Source organism: Alteromonas sp. 38, from assembly GCF_902506055.1.
GTDB lineage: Bacteria > Pseudomonadota > Gammaproteobacteria > Enterobacterales > Alteromonadaceae > Alteromonas > Alteromonas lipotrueae.
On sequence record NZ_LR733300.1, the window covers coordinates 3,301,186 to 3,318,346 of the forward strand.

Genomic DNA, 17,161 nt, shown 5'->3' on the forward strand with positions numbered 1-17,161 from the left:
CTTTTTAGCTTGTAGTTCACGCTATGCACAATCAACGGTAAAAACGCTGAGACAAGCACACGTTATAATGAAAATAGGCGCACTAAGCGCCTATTTTTTGCTCGTTAAGTATGCTTTTATATTAACGGTCGTTCAGCGCGGTGGAAACATGAGTACGGGCGATGTTTCGAGTCGACAGCTCTGAATGTATTGGTCTAATTGGGCTTACACTCGTCGATTTTTGCGGTACGTCAAAATATATTTCCACGTCGGCAAAACTATCAATGACTTGCTGAGTGATTAACGTCACTCCCTTCTCGCTTACTGAAAAGCCGAAGTGCTTGGCAATATTAGTATCATCAATAGACAAATTAGCAGGGATTGTCACGCCTTTATCGACGATAACGTTTTTTAATTTGGCTCCGGCCTCGATAGTCACATCAGGCAGCAATACACACCCTTGAAGTGAGGCGCCATCACCGATTGCGCAATTGGATGACAAAACAGTGTGATGGATACGGCAATTAGTTAATTGGCAACCGGTGCCAATCAAAATCTGATTGAGATCGCACTGGCCTTTTTGCGCCCCACCCCGGATTTGAGTTGGCGCGCTAGACAAGGTACTTCCCCATATGGGCCAAGAGGGGTCGGCTAAATTCAACACATCGCTGTTGTTCAGCAAATCCATATGAGCCCGCCAGTAACTATCAATGGTACCTACATCGCGCCAATAGGGAATTTGGCAACCATCAGCGCCTCTGAATCGATGCGCAAACACTTTGTGGTGTTCAATAATATTGGGGATCACGTTTTTACCGAAATCGTGATCTGATCCCAATGTTTTAGCATCTGCTTTAAGTAGCCGATAGAGCACCTCAGCATTCACTACATAATTGCCCATTGAGGCCAAACAATACTCAGGAGCATCTAACAATGGATGAGGTTTACTTGGTTTTTCGTCGAAAGCGGTTACCTGACCTTTGCTATCAGCACTTAACACTCCCAGCTGATTTGCCGCATTCTTAGTAGGCACTTCTATACAAGATACTGTCATTTCAGCGCCATTTTTCACATGTTCTGCCAGCAGTTTGCGATAATCCATTTGATATACGTGATCCCCCGATAAGATCATCACATATTTAGGCGCTCTGGATTTGATATAGTCAATATTCTGAAAACACGCATCTGCAGTACCTTGGTACCAGCTTTCAGACTGTTGCTGGGAGGCAGGAAGAATATCTAATCGCCCCCCAAAACTGTTGTTCAACGTGCCCCAATGTTGCATCAAATGGCGAATTAAACATTGAGACTTATATTGGGTGAGTACCGCAATTCGATTTAGGCCGGAATTAACACAGTTTGAAAGGGGAAAATCGATGATCCGACAGTGACTGCCAAACTCTAGTACCGGTTTAGCCCGTGTTTCTGTAAGCGCTTTTAATCGAGAGCCTTGCCCTCCAGCTAGCACTAACACCATGGTATTTTCTATTATTTGCTGCAAATCAATCTCTGCATTCATAACTGTCTCCGGCTAGGGTGATACCTAAATCGATGATGATTAAACTGCAATCACAATTTAATTTATCTATTAAAGGAAAATTGCCGACATTGAATTCAAAAAATTCTACAACATGCCCAACGTGTTAATGTAAAGTAAACAAGGAATTTCAGTTTAATGTATTGATCCGTATCAATACCAGTGGAGATGCGCGCCTATCGAGCCGCTTATACTCACTATAAACCCAGCCTATATGTAGCTTCTAGCAGACCTATGATCGCTACAGCGAGTCACGCTATTCTTTCCTCTTCTTCATTGTAGCCATCGTTGCTTAAGCTAAACAGCTTATGATAGTTTTAATGATTACATGCTTATAATTCAAACAAATAAGGAAAGGGAATGAGACCAGTTTATACGCTTGTTTTGTTGTTGGTGAGTGTGCAATGTATGGCCAAAGATGTCATGGATATGCAGGCTAGGAGCGCGCTGGTCGATGAAATACTAGTGCAACGATTCGAGCAGGTTTTACCCAGCCTTATGCAGCGTACCAATATTGATATGTGGGTAATTATGTCGCGGGAATACAATGAAGATCCCGTGATTAAAACCATGCTGCCATCAACATGGTTGTCGGCCCGCAGGCATACCATGTTAGTCATTTATAACCCTGGCGAAGGAAAGCCTCTCGAACGTTTGGCCATAGCGCGGTATGCAGTGGCCGATTTATTCGAAAAAGCATGGGACAAAGAAGCTCAGCCTAATCAGTACAAAGCACTTGCCGACGTTATAGAGGCGCGCAACCCTAAACGAATTGCAGTGAATGTTTCAGATGCATTTGCGCTTGCTGATGGTATGAGTAGCACTGAAAACCGCAAGTTCTTGGCCGCCCTCTCTCCTACATTTAAAGACCGTGTGGTATCAGGTGAAAAACTTGCCATTGCTTGGCTAGAAACCCGTAGTAAGCTTGAAATGCAACACTACCCAACCCTGACTCAAATTGGCCACAAGCTTATTGGTACGGCTTTTTCAAACGACGTCATTACCCCTGGAACCACCACCACTGACGATGTTATTTGGTGGCTGCGAGACCAAAGCAAAGCATTGGGGTTAGAAAACTGGTTTCATCCCTCAGTGTCTATCCAACGTGCTGACAAAGAAAAATTTGATCAAATAAAAGCATTTAGTAAGCGCTCGGGTGAAAACATAATTCAGCCTGGCGACCTTATTCATGTTGATTTTGGCATTACTTACTTGCGTTTAAATACCGATCAACAGCAACACGCCTATGTGTTAAAAGCTGGCGAAACCGCCCCTCCTGAAAGCATAATGAAGGCCTTTGCTGCAGGTAACCGTTTGCAAGATATTCTTACTAGCAATTTTAAAGTGGGACGTACTGGCAACGAGATTTTGCAAATGTCTCGAGAACAAGCCATTGAAGAAGGGCTTACACCCTCCATTTATACTCATCCCCTTGGCTTCCATGGCCATGCAGCAGGACCAACTATTGGGATGTGGGATGCCCAAGAAGGTGTTCCCATACAGGGCGACTATCCCATGTATCCAAACACGGTTTATTCCATTGAGCTCAATGCCGCAACCTATATTCCAGAATGGGGGAAGGACATTCGCATCATGTTGGAGGAAGATGCATTTTTTGATGGCGAAAAAGTTAAGTATCTCGACGGCAGACAAAAGGTACTGCATCTCATTTCACCAGGGGAGTAGCCGCAAGTGCTAACGGCGCGTTTATTTACCGTTATCTTTCCACCGATAAACGCGCTAAACCTGATAATTAGGCCTATTATTCAGTCGGAATGCTAAACGTTAACTGAGCGTTCAGCACCTTAATATCCGCTATCAAATAATCGACAGAAGCACTATTAAGCCCGTTGTATATGCCGCGAATATGGCGATTCTGATCTATCAATAGCAGGCTTTCCGTATGCAAAAAATCTTCTGTATTTTGCAAATTTCCCAGATCGTCGCTAGCGAAGTACGCGCTTTTTGCTAATGAATAAATAGCATCTCGCTCTCCTGTCGCCAAATACCACTTACCGCTCACAATCCCATTTTTATCCGCATAAGCTTTTAGCAATTCTACCGTATCGGTATGCGGCCTAATCGAGTGCTGAAGAATTTTTACGTTATCGTCATCAATAAATGCTTCTTGTACCTTCGCTAACTTAGAGCGGATCATGGGGCAAATACCAGGGCAAGTGCTAAAGAAAAAACCAGCCACGTAAATTTTATTATCGAAATCTTTTTCGCTGACCTCTTCACCGTCTTGATTAGTAAAACTAAACGGCGGTATTTGGTGAAAACCATTAAGCGCTTCACTACCGCTTTCAATCCAGTGCGGTGTAAATTCTTTACTGTTGTAATAGGGTAACTCGGCGGTGCCATATGCAAATGAAGCAAACGCATTACCCAATAAAAGCAAAGTGCTACAAACTAAGATTTGCTTGATTTTGGTAGTAGTCAACAGAGATAACTTCATCCTCAAGCCCCACACAATTGTTCGCTTTTCTAAGCCCATAAATCCGCCCATTTTTGTATTCAAAATTAGAGTATAAGGTGCCGTTTTTACGCCACGCTTGCTGCAAGCCTGTTGGTTGCCCTTCGTGGTAGTTAAATTTCTTAAACTTGGCGCCATTTCTGTACCAACGCCATCCCTCCCCTTCGACTTTGCCGTTTTCATACACGAATGCCGAGCGAAGATTACCGTTAACCCACCAGGTTTGTGTACGTCCATCTCGCGCACCAGATGTATAAAACGACTCGTAGCCTAAAATGCCGTTGGAAAACCACTTTCTGGCGACTCCAGCTCGGCGTCCTTCTATAAATTCGTCTTCTGTAGCCAGTTTTCCTGTGGGGTGATAACTCACCACTTTACCGGTGAAAGGCGTACTCTTGTAAATCCGAACACCTTGCTTATTCAAAGATATGTCACTTTGATACACCACTAATGGTGGTCTAGAACTGTAGGCTACCGACGCGTAAGTTGTTGCTAGCCAAAGTGCACAGAACATCAACAACTTACAGGTTATTGATTTAGTTAATATCACTCGGCGTACCTTGAAAGTTACCCGGGAAAATAAGGTAGTACTCACCGTTTAGGTATTGTTCAGTCGATACGTGATAGTGATATTCAGCATCTTCTTCTGAACCACCGGTATAAAGGGTAATTGACGTGTGGCCGTTGGACTCATCCAAGTCGGTGGGGTAGCCTACGGTTGAATAGCAGCGTCTTCCAAAAATGAAAAACCCGTCTGCCATAATACCTACAAGCGAATCATCATCATAAGAGATAGCTTGTGGCTCTAGATGATAGTGGTAGGTTTGCGGCCCCGTGTGCGCACCATTTCTATCGAAACCTTGTATTACGCCCAGCGATACATCTCCCGTCCCCTCTGAATCATTGAAAATCGGTGCCCCGCTGAGCGCTATGCCAATAGCACCTAACGGCGTGGCTGATGACGTCGCAGCAAGCTCTGGCGATACCGGTACAGTTAAATCAAAATCGTTAATGTAATCTTCAATGTCACCCGGTGAGCGCTTTTGATTGAATAAGGTCTCATCTTCAGGCTCAACATATAAGCCGCTGGCATTGCCTGAATCCCAGTATGACGAAGTGTGATCGGGTTTGCCTGCCGACTCTAGCGAGACCGTACATCCATCTTCAGACAACACAATGGTGACATTAGGCGCCGCAACAAATTCAAGATAAGCACTTGAAAGCTCGGTCATGGGTGAGTCGCATGTGGTTGCACTCGAATCACCGTCGCTACCCGAGTCTGTGCCAGTGCCCGTATCCACACTGGTGTCGCTGCTTACGGTTTCATCGGTAGGTGATCCCCCTCCGCACCCTGCTAATACCGACAGAATGCTTACACAAAATAATGCAGCTAGTGCGTAGTGACTTTTCGACATAATGATTCTCTCTATTGGTATTTACTGCAGCGGTACTCGAACGTTTACGCATATTGCAAACAAACGTAAGGAACGTGAATAGTCAGTAAAATAGCACGGGGCTTGGGTGCACAATGTGCATATTCAATGGAGATTGTTGATGGAAAAATGAATAGATAAAAGAAAGTAAAAGTTAAACCGTTGAGGCTAGTACCCATTTGTGGAAAGTTAGCGTTGTCGTTTTTTAATCAGTAATGAATGGGTTGTTTGGTTTAGTGTTTAAGAGAAGAGGGCTTTTGAGAGGTATTATTTCACACCAGAAGGCGCAGTGATTAAAATAAGTTACTGGCCCACCCAGTTGCCGAGTGGGCCATGAAACTGTGAACAAACGTTAAATCAGTGTGGCTGTCCTATTCAGAGAATGGACGTACAACTACTGATTCTGTGCTGTATGCACGAGCAAAGGCTGACATTTCTTTGTGGTTACAAATAATGGTTTCGCCTTCTAAGCCATACTTAGCTAGTGCTTTTTCTGTACCGATTGAAACGGCATCTAGACATGCTTTTGAAGCGATATCTTCGTTCTTAGCAACAAGCGCGATACCTTTAGTTTCACTGGTAGTTTTATTGCTGTATAAATCAGCAAACTTTCTTAAGCTTACGTCATTACAAAGCAATGATGCACTGAAAGACGCAACATTTAATCCGTTGTCACGAATTAAGCGCTTTGCTGCTCTATAGCCTTCTGTCGCAGCTGTGTAGCAAGCTTGCGTTTCAATGTTTTGATTAACTGGGTTTAAACGAACGTCTTGAGCAAAAGCATTTAAAGACGCTACTGAAGAGATTAAAGCAATGGCGAAAGTTGACAGTTTCATAATGTAATTCCTATTGTGTAACAAAATTAGAGTTTTCTTAAGCAACGCGTATATTATGACCAAAAATTACGTAAAAGAAAGCTTATTTCGTAATTTAATTACATAAAAGACCAAAAAACCGTACTTTTCACACCAATTCTGTAATTTTTTTACAAAAATTAACCTTTTTAACAATCGTTGTTACAAAATGCGAATATATGTAACGTACATTATTGTTATCTAATATTGGATACGGCTATATTCAGCAGGTTAAAGATAGATATTTGAAGTTATTAAAGTGCTTAAGCGATCAAACGAGCTAATCTATGTGGTGCGAGGGTGGGTATGTATTTACAAATTTGCGTCAGAAAAGTAATGGGGGTTTTGCGACAACATTGCCCACCGACTGTGCGGTAGGCATCAATGATTAAGTAAATAGCCGAAACGGCTTTTATACTTTCACTACTACGTAATTAAATCGTGCATCCAATTTAGAGAAGGAAGTTTTCGGTCTTGCTGGTAGAACAAACGGTTTAGCCTTCCTAAAAGATTGACGGGCCTGGATGGATCGTGAGATTTAACCCTATGGGAACTTTCATTAAGCATAAACTCCCAAGGTTGTAGGTTCATATCATCAATCTCGTCCTGTTGAACGCCTAAGCTTTTAAGCGTAGACAAAATACGTTCTGTTTTGCTTTCTACAACAGGCAAAATGATACTACCGTATAAATCAGTTAAAGGTGCATTAATAGCGGCGAGTGTGTGGTTAATTGCCGACCACACCATGTCGTGATCGAACTCCCAGTCACGTGGCGCATAGTAGCCCTCTATTTCCCACTCTAGTTCGGCGTTACTGGCCGCTATACTGCTCTCTGCTTCTGGCGAAAACGACAAGTCAGGGCGCGCACCAATATTGTATGCGTCTACGCTCATGGCAACACAAATCACAAGATCGCCACATAGTGCTTTATTTTGATACAAGGCTTCAAATGCCGCCCGCTTTACCCCCATCCAGCCGTGCACTTTCGAAGGTTGTTCTACAAAGTGACGCACATCGTTGGGCAAGTCTTCACCATAGAGATCAATTAATAGTGGTAAAGGATTTTGTTCTGGTGCCTCATCAGGCATCCACACTTCATACTCTTGGCGATTATCTGCTTTCCCACGGCTTTTAATACCGTACGATAAGTTTACAGGCCGGCAAATACTGCGATCTTCATCAACTTTATGAAAATACTCAGAGCGCATTCGCTTGATAAATGGGGCGTCTAACCCTGCTAAGGCTGCGGTAGGATAGCGATAACCAATCTCGCTATGTTCAACCATCGTGAGTGTAGGTATGGCTTTTTCAAGTTTACTCTTTACGCCCTTAAGTTGCTCTACATTAGGTAATACAATACTTCGCTCCGGCTCAATGGTAAGCCGGCTTCCATCTTCTGCGACAAACTTGGGGGTCTTGTGAAATTCGAACTGAGAAAGGCCTAAGCCCTGCACCGCGATGTTACGATAACGCGACAATTCACTGAAAAGCGCGGTGTGGTTCCGAATATGTTTAAACAGGGGGCGGTTTGACGTCATACTACTTATTCCATGTCACGTATTTAAGTTGGAAAATCTGTGCGTATCTATGCAACCGTTTTTCGGTATTTCCAATGACAGTGTGCCACAAAGATAGCTTCAGGCAAGCACCTCCGTGCTCATACCTCTTTCCTCACTTATTTATATTTAAAAATGCATACCAGACTTCAGCGCCAGCTTTATCGTACTCTTCGACTTTTGCGCGGAATGCTTTACGAAGGTCAACATTTACCAAAGGCGCTGGCAGCAGTGGGTCGAAGACCAATCGTTTTAGGGCATTATCGCCAACGAGATAATATTCCTTTGCTGCATCATCTAGTGTCAGGCCTTCTATACGCTTACGCGACCTCGCGAGTTCAATTAACCCTTCTTCATAGCTAGCTTCAAGGCTTTTGGTTTGCCATAACCCTGCAGCCTTTTTTTCTGTCGCCTCTGCGAAGTCTGATGCGTTAAACACCACAGCGCTTTTATCTAACCCCAATCGGTACAAACGCTCTCGTGTCGTACCTACCGTGTCGTTAAGATTATTCGGCCTAACATAAAAGTCCGCTGAGAGCTTTTTTAAACCCATTAGTTTAAGTGCCCTGTCTTGTGCCCGTGTAGCCTTGCGATCACTTTTTGCTAATGCGGTAGTCAGCACGGTAAGCCAGTCTCCACGCCATTCACATAATCTAGACTCTGCGGTATGCCAGTTACTGATCTCCCCAGCAAATTGCTCGCCTTCTTTGCCTAATTGGTAATAGCCACGCTCCACCAGCTTAAGCAACTTTGCCGATTGCAGACGAGTAAGGGTAACTCGAATGTTATTTTCCGAAATACCAAACAAGGCTCCTACCCGCACGGCGCTGGCTGCATCCATTTTTATACCGGGGCGTGAACCAAGTAGCTTCATCAGCAAGTGGCGGGCTACGGGTTTATCGGTAGGTTTTTCGGGTAACATATTGCTTTACCAATCTATTAGTAATTAAAACGACATCAAGTGAGCACTTTACCTAAATGCCCTGCATTTACAAAGTATATCCTTTTTCCGCCCTCTTACTTGGCCATATGTACCTGAACATACGCACTTAAATAACACGTATTAAATAAAGCCGCTCAAACAAATTCTTCAATATAACTACCCGATCAAAATTACACCGTTTGACACAAAAAGATGAAAAGAGTAATGTTTAATAAAATTTCAAGGCGAGTTTACTATGTCTGCACCTACGTTGTTCAATACCCATGTTGTTGAGAATCAACCACCCCCTTTGCCCGCGTATAACTTGTGGCAGAATGACACCCTGCTTAAGCACGCTGTAATGGCTAATGTAACGTCGCCAAACACTAACCTAAACCATCAACCATACGATGAAATAGAAACTCAGCTAAGTGCCTTTGGGCAAGTCGCAGGTTTTCGACTAATGGAGCACGGCGAACTTGCCAATAAAAGTAGACCCGAGTTTCATCCTTTCGACCGTTATGGTCGCAGAATTGATGATGTGGCGTTTCATCCAAGCTACCACGCGCTTATGAACGCGGCCATGCAGGGTAACGTACACAATTATTCGTGGCAGCATGAAGGTCAGCAAGGCGCGCATGTCGTAAGAGCAGCGTTAATTTTCATGCACTCCCAGGCCGATGCCGGCACAACCTGCCCCCTAACTATGACCCATGCTGCTATTCCTGCTCTACGGCAGGCTAAAGGCTTACCAGATTATTGGGTAAATAAGGTCGTGCATGGCCACTACGATGAGCGCACCTTACCAGCAGAGCACAAGAATGGACTGTCTATCGGTATGGGGATGACCGAAAAACAAGGGGGCTCCGATGTTCGTCGCAACACGACCACTGCCACAAAGCAACAAGATGGCAGCTACCGCATTGTGGGGCACAAGTTCTTCTTTTCTGCCCCTATGTGTGATGGGCACCTAATACTAGCGCAAACTGACGCCGGCCTAGGGTGCTTTTTATTACCTAGAGTTATGCCTAATGGCACCTTAAACGAAGTACGTATACAACGTTTGAAAGACAAACTGGGGGACTGGAGCAATGCCTCATCAGAAGTTGAGTTTCAGGGAGCTACTGCTTACTTAATAGGTGATGAAGGTCGTGGTGTGCGCGTAATCATAGACATGGTGTCGCTTACTCGCCTCGATTGTATGATTGGCTCTTCGGCCTCTATGAGGCAAGCGTTAGTGCAAGCCTATCATCATGTTAGTCACCGAGAAGCTTTTGGTGCAACACTTATTGACCAGCCGTTAATGCAAAATGTCATCGCCGACCTTACGCTTGAATGTGCCGCATCACTGGCACTTACCATGCGGGTGGCCCGCGCCGTTGATGCAAGTAAAACCAATCCGAAAGAAGCCGCACTGGCACGTATCGCTACGGCGATTGGTAAATACTGGATATGTAAGCGCACGCCTGCATTTATTAACGAAGCCCAGGAATGCTTGGGGGGAGTTGGTTATGTGGAAGAAAATATTTTGCCTAGGTTATATCGCCAAGCCCCGCTTAATTCAATTTGGGAAGGTAGTGGTAATGTACAATGCTTAGATGTGCTTCGCGCCTTGCACAAAGAGCCAGAATCTAAAGCGGCGCTTTTTAATTTATTGCATAGTGCAAAAGGGAAAAATGCTTTCTACGACACGCACTTTCAACGTCTTTTAGATTCATTCGAGGATGTTACCAACCTAGAAATTCGCAGCCGATTAATTACAGAGCAAACCGCCCTTGCCATGCAAGCCGCCTTGTTAATAAATGGTACCGATAGCGTAATGGCGAACACTTTTTGTGAAGCAAGGTTAGGCAATCAGCAAGGTTTAGCTTATGGAACGCTACCTGCTAACACGCCTTTTCTAGATATTATTAAAAAAGGAGTGCTCAGCTGTGCTAAAGATTAAAACGGGTTGGTACTGAAACCCTGTTCACTCAAGCGGGCATGGGCTGTCATTGCAGATAAGTCCATTTCAACGCCCTCTATTAACATCTCACTTTGCACATCATTAGCTGCCGAAGATTGGCCGCACACAATTACTCGCACGCCTTTATCCATAAGTTCACGCAATAAACTTAAATTACCGTTATCTTCACCTTTTCGCTTTTGATAGGCCGCGTTATTAATAACATCTAGGGTAGCTGATCCGTGCACCACTAACGCTAGTTGAACATTTTCAAGCTTAGCGCCGTTGGCGACATGCATATTAATAAAACGAGCAAGTGAATCAAATTTGCGGTTTACCTTGCCCGCATCTGCTCCTTTAGCCACGTCGAAGGCGACTTTAAATTGTTGCTGAGGCGACACACTCACGCCTGGCACAGGCGCATGCTTGCCATAGTTATCAAATACGGGGCCTGCTGCAAAATCATCACTGCCCGCATGGGCAAACAAAGGAGTGGATAAAGCTGATACAACGGCGACTGTTGACGCTAAAAGGGGTAACGATTTCATGCATGCTCCACGTTGTTATTTTAAGATAAAAAAACGCCCTACTCACCAAATGAATAGGGCGCGTTTTCAATTCAGTGTAACTATTTACTCGCTGATTTCAAACTGGCAGCATAGTCTTGGGCTTGTTTAAGTAACCGCAGCGCATTACCACTCCAAATATCTGCTAAGTCTTCTTCGGTATAGCCCTCTTCTAACAAACGTTGTGTAATCATGGGCAAATTAACCACATCCATCATGTCGTCTACACCGCCGCCGCCATCCCAGTCAGCGCCAATACCTACATGCTTGGGCCCCACAATTTCTAACGCATGTAAGAAGTGTTTCATGTACACATCAAACGACGCTTTAACCGCGGGATGCTCATGCTCTATTTCCCTACGCTTCTCTAATAAACTTTCATGGTCAGCACCTTGTTTAACCATTGCCATCAACCCCTTGTAAGCTTCTTTGCGCTCAGGGTTTTCGGGCAATGCAGTAAGGTAGTCGCTGTAAGCATTCATTTGAATGACACCGCCCGACTCGGCAAGCTGTTTGAGCAAGTCGTCGTCAATGTTTCGCGGATGATCGTAAATTGCTTTCACGCCAGTATGCGACAAAATAATCGGTGTTTTGGACAATTTAATCATGTCTTTCACCGTTTCATCATGAGCATGTGAGCCGTCCAGCACAATCCCCAATCTATTTGCTTCACTCACAAAGGTTTCACCTAACGGCGAAAGCCCCCCCCACTTTACCCCTTCGGGATCGGTAGAGCTATCACCAAGCTGATTGTTTTTGAAATGTACCGGCCCCGCCATGCGTAGCCCAAACTTAAAAAATGTTTCAAGTAGGCTCATATCCGTCCCGAGGGGATAGGAATTTTCCATACTCATATAGACAATATATTTGCCGGCTTTTTTGATCTCACTAGCGTCATCGGGCTCTAGTGCTAATGCAAAGGTTTCGGGATGCTCGGTAACCATGGTGCGAACAGCAAGCGCCCGTAGTAAAGCGGTATCACGGCTTTGTTGATAACCTTCTGTCGTTAGCGGCCCTTGCGGGGTGTAGAGCACCCAAAAGCCACCGTCTAACGCTCCTTCTTGCATACGCGGTACATCAACTTGCGAAAAGTCGTGGCCATAGGTATGCCGTTCCATAATATCAAACCCGGGCCTAACCAAATGCGCGGGCGTATCTAGGTGGGTGTCCAAGGTCACTAGTTTACGCTGAATAGCTTCAGCCTCTTCTAGAGATACGGTATCAGCTGCCTGTGTTACAGAACTCGCCATCGTGGTTCCAAGACCTAAGGCTACCACTACCCCAATCATTGTTTTGTTTAACTGATTCAGTTTTTTATTTGTTTTAGTTGTCATGTTAGAAAGCTACCGTTAATGATGCTTGCACGTTACGAGGGCTTAAAGGGCGATAGAAAGCCGATCCTACAAACGCAAACGACAACACTTCTTTATCGAAAAGGTTATCTACGTTTAACCGTAAGCTCACATTTTCAGGCATACCGAAGGGGTTCACACCGCCTAAATCCACATAGGCACTTACCGTGGTGTAGCTATCCATTTCATAGGTTTCGGCGTAATCGGTATAACGACTGCTGGTATATTTTGCCGATACATTCGCTACTAGCCATTCTGTTGGCTCGTAGGTAATGCCACCTGTCATCACCCAGTCTGGGCTATCAGCCAAGGCGCTGCCTTCAGGATTACTACCAAAGCCATCTACTAAGCTGGCATTTTTGTACGAGATATTGGCATTCATGTATAACTGTTTTTTGAATACGTCAGGCTGATAAACACCCGATAATTCAAAGCCGTAGACTTCTGAAGCACCGCCATTAATATAGAAGCTCTCTGGCTGCCCGGTGGCGGGGTTTAATACGTTACTGGCAAACAAACGATTATCAAAGCGGGTATAGAATAGCGCTAATGCCGCGTTAAAGTTTTCTTTGTTGGTACGGTAGCCTAATTCAATATTATCGGCTTCTTCACCTTCGGGAGTATCGGGTTCAAAGCTAACCGCATTGTCATAAATGTCATCTGTACCATTAGGTAGCGCGTAGTTTTTCGAGTAAGACGCAAAAACTTGGTCGGTGTCATTTAGGGTATATACCGCACCTATTGAAGGTAAGAAATGGTTGCTAAATTTGCCGCCCACAGACTGAGGGCCGTAACCTGCTTCACCATCAATTTCGTAATCATCGTAATCATCGTAATCACGATACCCGTCTAGTGAATAATCCACACTTAATGACTTTATACCCAATTCAAGTTTTAAGTTATCGTCCATTAAGCTAATGGTATCTTTCACGTACAACTGCGTAGTTTCACGTACCGAGGTGTAATCTCGACGATAATATGCCACCTCATCCCAAATCACGTCACCATCAGCACTACCGCCCGTTTTATTTAAACGCTGTTGCGTACGATGGTAAGTGTCTTTTTCTTGCCAGCCACCAAATTGAATATCATGGGCATCGAGTGTTAAGCTAAAATCAGCAACAAAGCCTTTTCTATCACCCCCTACAGACGATAAGCCATATTGCACGCCACGTGGATGCACTACATCTAGCCCTGCTGCAGCCTGATCTTCATAAATACTTAAGGTGTTACTATAAGAATCGGGAGAAACACCATAACCATCTTTATCTTCAAAATAATAAGTACCGGTAAATAACAAGTTATCTAACAAGTAGGTTTCAAGCTGAGCAGAATAAAGCTTATCGTCACGAACGTTTACGCGGTCTTCGTAGTAACTTGTACAATTACTACCGGTAAACACAGGGGTAAAATCGCTTTCATCCGCAACACCATCTTGGTTGAAATCGTAAACACCCGTTAATGGGGCAATACATCCTTCAGGAATGGCGTCTAGGTAGCTGTAATAATAGTTATCATCAAAAGTCGCTTCGGTACCGGAGGGTGAGTCGTAGTCAAAAAAGTCATTCGCCACATAGCTAACGGTAAATGTAGTCTCGTCACTAAAGGCATAAATTGCTTTACCCTCAATGTGCTCTCTGTCGATAGTACCTGGCCCGCGCCATAAATCGCTATCGGTTTTCGAACGGCTCACATAAGCCTTGAAACCATTAATATCTCCGGTCTCCAATTTAACGAAAGAGCGATTTAAATCATCATCGCCAATGGTGTATGACATCATGCCACCGGCTTCGTCAGACGGGTCTACCGAATAGTAAGAGGCTATAGGCCCTAGGGTAGAATAACTTGGTGCGGAAACATCGCCTGCACCTGGAGATGCCACTACAGACGCTAAGTTCTCGTTATCGACATATCTAAAAATAGGGCTACCGCCGAAGGCATCTGAACGCCCCATGGGCACGCCGTTTAATACAAACCCCATTTGGCTTAAGTTGAATGCACGCACATTCACAGAGTTTCCAAACTCATATAACCCTAATGCACCGTCCGTTTGCACATTAAAACCAGGTAAACTCTCTAACATTTTGAGCCCAGATATACCGCCTGGGGCCGACAATAACGCTTCCCGTGTGACGGCTAGGGTATTGGTCACTTCACCAGTACCAATTGCCACCTCGGTAGTAGAGATACGACGACCTACAACTTGAATCTTTTCTTCTTCAGCTTCAGCACTGGCGATTTCACTTTCTTGTGCATACGCAGGGCTGACGGCAAACAATGCCGCAATAGAGACACTTAACAATGTGGGACGGAACGGTTTATTTGTTTTTATCATGAGTGTGTTTCCTGCTATGACTGCAACTACTTACCAACTCGGAGGAAAACCAAGTGGGAGCTCAATCAACACATCACAATAAACATACCAATCACGTTAGACTTAAGTATAGATACAGGCGTTATTTAAATCAGGCGAGCAGTCACCTAGCCTAAGCAACTCATCTGATGAGTTCATTCTCAATCGTTTTGGAAGATAACCATTCACATTAACCACCTTTACGCTTTGGCAATGCACCAAGAGATCGCCGCTGGTAATGAAAGGTGCACCACAACAGTGAATTACTTGCCTTAAAAAATTAAAACACTCTTTAATTTTCAATAACTAAGACATAAATTCTGTAGTGGTAAACACGCTATTTTTGAAAGACATTATAAGTGTAAAAACTGCGCTTAGCTTGCTAATTGCCTTTGCAATTTTTATATTGCTTAAACAATGGCAGTAACCAACTAAATTAAAATTCATGGAACCGAATTACGCCCTTTACTCCCACACTGAGTTACTAGAAGCATTAGAAACTATTGACCGTCACGCATACCCCGAGCGAGTCGATAGCATTAAAGCTAGATTAGCTACACTAACTCAGAACAGCACTAGCGCATCTATTCGTGGAGACTACAAAGATATTAGCCTCATACTATTTTTATTTAGTTCGGTAATTGGTGCGGTATGCGCCTGGATGCTATTTAAAGAAAGCGAAGATGATTTTAGGCATATAGTTGGCGCTTTATTGCTACCCGCTTCCCCTTTTTTATATTGGTATTACAAGAAAAAGTGGAAAATTCACGCTCAGGATCACTTCATATTAAATGAAGATGGCGTGCTTTATTGCTTAAAAGGGCAAGATGTCAGATTAGTATGGGTGGATATTACGTCCATCGAGTACTCCCGAACCAGATATCATACCAGCGTATCTTTTGATTCAAATAACAGAGAAAAACGTATCTATATTGATATACAAAAATTCCAGTGTAGTCGGACAATGGTAGAAAACTTCATTAGACAAAAAGCCATCGAACACGATGTGCCGTATCATAAAAGCACAATATGGAGGGGAAAAAGGCAAATTGTATAAGCAAGACCCCCACTCCCAAAAACCTTGCTAAAAGCGCTTTATGTTGAAGACCTTGCATTCTTAATGAGTTATTAGCTTAAGCATTAGACGTTGACAACCCCTTTGAAGTACGTAACTCACGCCAACTTAGCGTTAAAAAATGCAATGGTTCTAGACCATGCAAGCTCAGCATTGTCTTTGTCAAACCGCCCCGTAGAGTCATTATGAAAACCATGATTCGCATTCTTGTACATGTGCATTTCGTAAGAGACATCATACGCTTTCAAATCTTCTTCGTATTCTGGCCAAGTGGCATTTACTCGCGCATCTAATTCACCAAGTTGAATAAGTAATGGTGCCTTTATATTTTTGCGTAATTCTTTGGCTGCTGGGGTACCGTAAAAAGGCACACCTGCATCGATAAGGTCGCTATCAATGGCCGCTAGGTAATTCACCATATAACCACCAAAGCAAAAACCTACAGCGCCCAGTTTTCCACTAGATAATTCATGCGCTTTAATAAATTCAGCGGCGGCCACAAAATCATGTTCTATTTTCAAGCGGTCGAGGGTTCGCTGCATAGCGCGGCCTTCATCATCGTTGCCAGGGTAGCCTCCTATTGGAAACAAGGCATCGGGAGCAAACGCAATAAACCCTGCCTTCGCAAGTCTTCTGGCCACATCTTTAACGTAAGGGTTTAGCCCTCGGCTTTCGTGTATTACCAATACCACCGGCGCTTTCTTTTGTGTGGTTTCGTTTTGTGTTAATGCATTCGGTACGACTAAATACCCTTTACCTTCTCCGTGCCCTTTGGGTGAAGCGAAAGTTTCGTAGGTCGCGGTTATATCAGGATCATTAAAGGATATTTGTTCAGCCAGCGCATAATTAGGCAGTAATGCCGAGGTTAAGAAAGACATGGAATAACCGAGGGCGACCAACCCTGTGAGCTTGGTCATGAATGTACGTCTGTCCATGCCGCCGTGGGCATAAGCGTCGTACCAGTCGAAAGCTTCTTGTGGAATGGCTGTGCTTTCCAGCTGAGGGCTGTTTTCCCGCTGATGGCTCTTATCCCACTGATGGCTATTTTCCCGCTGATGGCTCATAACAACCCTTAAATAAAAAATGACAAGTCTGGTTTAGTTAATAACTAT

The 17,161-nt window shown here is 44.1% G+C and carries 14 protein-coding genes; 3 read left to right on the forward strand and 11 right to left on the reverse strand.

The features are described 5' to 3' along the window. Positions 1–121: 121 nt before the first annotated feature. Positions 122–1,498 carry a glucose-1-phosphate adenylyltransferase gene (gene glgC / locus FLAVO9R_RS14365; protein ID WP_159532369.1) on the reverse strand — a complete coding sequence of 459 codons (1,377 nt, stop codon included), beginning with the start codon at positions 1,496–1,498 and terminating at the stop codon, positions 122–124. Between the two features lie 378 nt (positions 1,499–1,876). Between glgC and FLAVO9R_RS14370 the strand changes: the two genes are divergently transcribed. After that, positions 1,877–3,202 (forward strand): M24 family metallopeptidase, encoded by a 1,326-nt coding sequence (locus FLAVO9R_RS14370; protein WP_159532371.1) that lies wholly within the window; start codon positions 1,877–1,879, stop codon positions 3,200–3,202. Positions 3,203–3,278: 76 nt separating this feature from the next. On the opposite strand, the gene FLAVO9R_RS14375 is transcribed toward FLAVO9R_RS14370, so the two are convergent. From FLAVO9R_RS14375 to FLAVO9R_RS14400, 6 genes are all read right to left on the reverse strand, one after another. Continuing rightward, complete coding sequence (locus FLAVO9R_RS14375; protein WP_159532373.1) at positions 3,279–3,974, reverse strand: SCO family protein; 696 nt, start codon at positions 3,972–3,974, stop codon at positions 3,279–3,281. Then, on the reverse strand, positions 3,922–4,542 hold the full coding sequence (locus FLAVO9R_RS14380; protein ID WP_159532375.1) for a toxin-antitoxin system YwqK family antitoxin: 621 nt from the start codon (positions 4,540–4,542) through the stop codon (positions 3,922–3,924). Before FLAVO9R_RS14380 ends, FLAVO9R_RS14375 begins: the two co-directional genes overlap by 53 nt. Beyond that, positions 4,529–5,407 (reverse strand): YHYH protein, encoded by an 879-nt coding sequence (locus tag FLAVO9R_RS14385; protein WP_159532377.1) that lies wholly within the window; start codon positions 5,405–5,407, stop codon positions 4,529–4,531. The genes FLAVO9R_RS14380 and FLAVO9R_RS14385 overlap by 14 nt, the downstream gene beginning before the upstream one ends. 389 nt (positions 5,408–5,796) lie before the next feature. Next, complete coding sequence (locus FLAVO9R_RS14390; protein WP_159532379.1) at positions 5,797–6,261, reverse strand: DUF3718 domain-containing protein; 465 nt, start codon at positions 6,259–6,261, stop codon at positions 5,797–5,799. A gap of 444 nt (positions 6,262–6,705) precedes the next feature. After that, positions 6,706–7,818 (reverse strand): hypothetical protein, encoded by a 1,113-nt coding sequence (locus FLAVO9R_RS14395; RefSeq protein WP_159532381.1) that lies wholly within the window; start codon positions 7,816–7,818, stop codon positions 6,706–6,708. A 133-nt stretch (positions 7,819–7,951) separates the two neighbouring features. Beyond that, positions 7,952–8,758 carry a PaaX family transcriptional regulator gene (locus FLAVO9R_RS14400; RefSeq protein WP_159532383.1) on the reverse strand — a complete coding sequence of 269 codons (807 nt, stop codon included), beginning with the start codon at positions 8,756–8,758 and terminating at the stop codon, positions 7,952–7,954. A gap of 256 nt (positions 8,759–9,014) precedes the next feature. Here FLAVO9R_RS14400 and FLAVO9R_RS14405 point away from each other — a divergent pair, with 256 nt between their 5' ends. Continuing rightward, positions 9,015–10,703 carry an isovaleryl-CoA dehydrogenase gene (locus FLAVO9R_RS14405; RefSeq protein ID WP_159532385.1) on the forward strand — a complete coding sequence of 563 codons (1,689 nt, stop codon included), beginning with the start codon at positions 9,015–9,017 and terminating at the stop codon, positions 10,701–10,703. Here the strand turns inward: FLAVO9R_RS14405 and FLAVO9R_RS14410 are convergent. The 3 genes from FLAVO9R_RS14410 to FLAVO9R_RS14420 all read right to left on the reverse strand — a co-directional run bounded on the left by FLAVO9R_RS14410 (position 10,700) and on the right by FLAVO9R_RS14420 (position 14,956). Continuing rightward, a complete protein-coding gene (locus FLAVO9R_RS14410) occupies positions 10,700–11,251 on the reverse strand; it encodes a DsrE family protein (RefSeq protein WP_232370659.1) in 552 nt (183 codons plus the stop codon). The genes FLAVO9R_RS14405 and FLAVO9R_RS14410 overlap by 4 nt on opposite strands. Before the next feature lie 80 nt (positions 11,252–11,331). Beyond that, positions 11,332–12,603 (reverse strand): dipeptidase, encoded by a 1,272-nt coding sequence (locus FLAVO9R_RS14415; protein WP_159532387.1) that lies wholly within the window; start codon positions 12,601–12,603, stop codon positions 11,332–11,334. Position 12,604: 1 nt separating this feature from the next. Next, positions 12,605–14,956 carry a TonB-dependent receptor gene (locus FLAVO9R_RS14420; RefSeq protein ID WP_159532389.1) on the reverse strand — a complete coding sequence of 784 codons (2,352 nt, stop codon included), beginning with the start codon at positions 14,954–14,956 and terminating at the stop codon, positions 12,605–12,607. A 463-nt stretch (positions 14,957–15,419) separates the two neighbouring features. On the opposite strand from FLAVO9R_RS14420, the gene FLAVO9R_RS14425 reads away from it, so the two are divergent. Next, a complete protein-coding gene (locus tag FLAVO9R_RS14425) occupies positions 15,420–16,031 on the forward strand; it encodes a hypothetical protein (RefSeq protein WP_159532391.1) in 612 nt (203 codons plus the stop codon). Between the two features lie 116 nt (positions 16,032–16,147). Here the strand turns inward: FLAVO9R_RS14425 and FLAVO9R_RS14430 are convergent, their stop codons facing one another. Then, positions 16,148–17,113, reverse strand: coding sequence for a dienelactone hydrolase family protein (locus FLAVO9R_RS14430; RefSeq protein ID WP_159532393.1), 966 nt, complete (start codon positions 17,111–17,113; stop codon positions 16,148–16,150). Between the last annotated feature and the right edge of the window lie 48 nt (positions 17,114–17,161).